We start from the raw sequence: 1,257 nt of genomic DNA, 5'->3' as shown, positions 1-1,257 counted from the left end.
TTTTGGTCTGTTTTGGAAGGGTCGGCAAGGGCCCACTTCCTGCGGATGATCCTGCGGACCTTGAAACTGGCGGGCACCATTACCAATATCTCCTTCTCCTCCTGTCCGATGATCTTGTAGCCTTCCAGATCCCGGGAAGGATCTATGATCTCCACCTCGCGCTCCAGGGTTTCCGGAAACGCCATGCGGGGGCGTCGGGCGGCGGCCTTCACGCGCCTGTTTCCCTGCATGTCCTGCTCCAGGTTGTTTTGTTCGGCCTCTTGGGCAGTGAGCTTTTCGGAGGCCAGTACATCGGCTTCGGATGCGCCCAGGGGGAAGAGTCCCAGCTGCCCGGTGACCCGGTTGTCGGACTGCCCGGAGGCGAACCTCCTGGCCCGCAGTTCGGCGGCGTCCATGAGCGCAAGCTGGAGTTTGTACTCGGTCTCCAGGAGCAGGCGCCTGCTTTCCGCCAGCTGTTTCTGGCTTTCCAGGTAGAGTGCTTTATAGTCCTGATCGGCTGTGTACATAATATAAAAATAAAGATAAAAAGTGACTTGACAGCGTAAAAAGGGCTATTTTTTCATAATATTTTATCGGTTATTTTAAAGGACAGACCCTCCTTTCATACCGCTTTCTGAGCTGCACGGAGGCCAGCTTCACGCCCTGCAGCACCAAGCTCAGTTCACGGGAGGATATCAGCAGCCTGCCTCCCGTGGGGCGTTCGAAAGTGCCCGATTCCAGCCGTTTGCTGTACAGGGCGTACCCGTCCCCGTCCCACTGGAGCAGGCGCAGCTGGTTGCCGCGCTTGCCGATAAAGATAAACACGTCGCCCGAAAGGGGGTCCAGGCCCAGGTTGTTCTGGACCAGGCCGGCCAGCGAATAGATCCCGCAGCGCATGTCCACTGGCTGCCGGTAAAGAAAGTAACGTGCCGAAGAGGAAAGGGACAGCATCGGTTATCCGATCAGTTCCCTGAGCCAGCCGCTATCCGGCAGACGGGCAAAGGAAATGCTGGCCCCGTTTGGAAAGTTCAGCACCGCAACGGGTGCGGGTTCGGCTCCGTTGATGCGCAGCTCGGTGAACCCGGGAACGTTGTGCCCTTCCCGGGCGAACTTCTTGGACCAGTACCGGAAAGTGGCATACTTGACCGAGGCCTGCCGACAGAATACGCCGACCGAAACGCCGCTGGCCTTCCAGTCTTCATACAGGGAACGGTAGTAATCCCTCGGGGAAACAGTTTGTGGATCTATCATGCCCGCAAAGATCCAAACCATTTACCC

The 1,257-nt window shown here is 57.5% G+C and carries 3 protein-coding genes; all 3 read right to left on the bottom strand.

Annotated elements, in window-relative coordinates:
- Positions 1 to 506, bottom strand: a 506-nt coding sequence (locus ADIS_RS00565) for a hypothetical protein (RefSeq protein WP_035804145.1), incomplete at its 3' end; no start/stop codon positions are given.
- A gap of 70 nt (positions 507 to 576) precedes the next feature.
- Positions 577 to 930: an IS66 family insertion sequence element accessory protein TnpB gene (gene tnpB, locus ADIS_RS00560; protein WP_010852277.1), complete on the bottom strand. Its 354-nt coding sequence runs from the start codon at positions 928 to 930 to the stop codon at positions 577 to 579.
- A 3-nt stretch (positions 931 to 933) separates the two neighbouring features.
- Positions 934 to 1,230, bottom strand: coding sequence for an IS66 family insertion sequence element accessory protein TnpA (gene tnpA / locus ADIS_RS00555; RefSeq protein ID WP_155906969.1), 297 nt, complete (start codon positions 1,228 to 1,230; stop codon positions 934 to 936).
- Positions 1,231 to 1,257: the final 27 nt, after the last annotated feature.

The organism is Lunatimonas lonarensis (genome assembly GCF_000390185.1).
Classification (GTDB): Bacteria; Bacteroidota; Bacteroidia; order Cytophagales; family Cyclobacteriaceae; genus Lunatimonas; species Lunatimonas lonarensis.
This window is presented reverse-complemented; position numbering and strand designations above follow the sequence as displayed.

Coding starts and splice junctions, on each gene's coding strand:
- tnpB (WP_010852277.1), bottom strand. CDS start 930: ATGCTGTCCCTTTCCTCTTCGGCACGTTACTTTCTTTACCGGCAGCCA.
- tnpA (WP_155906969.1), bottom strand. CDS start 1,230: ATGATAGATCCACAAACTGTTTCCCCGAGGGATTACTACCGTTCCCTG.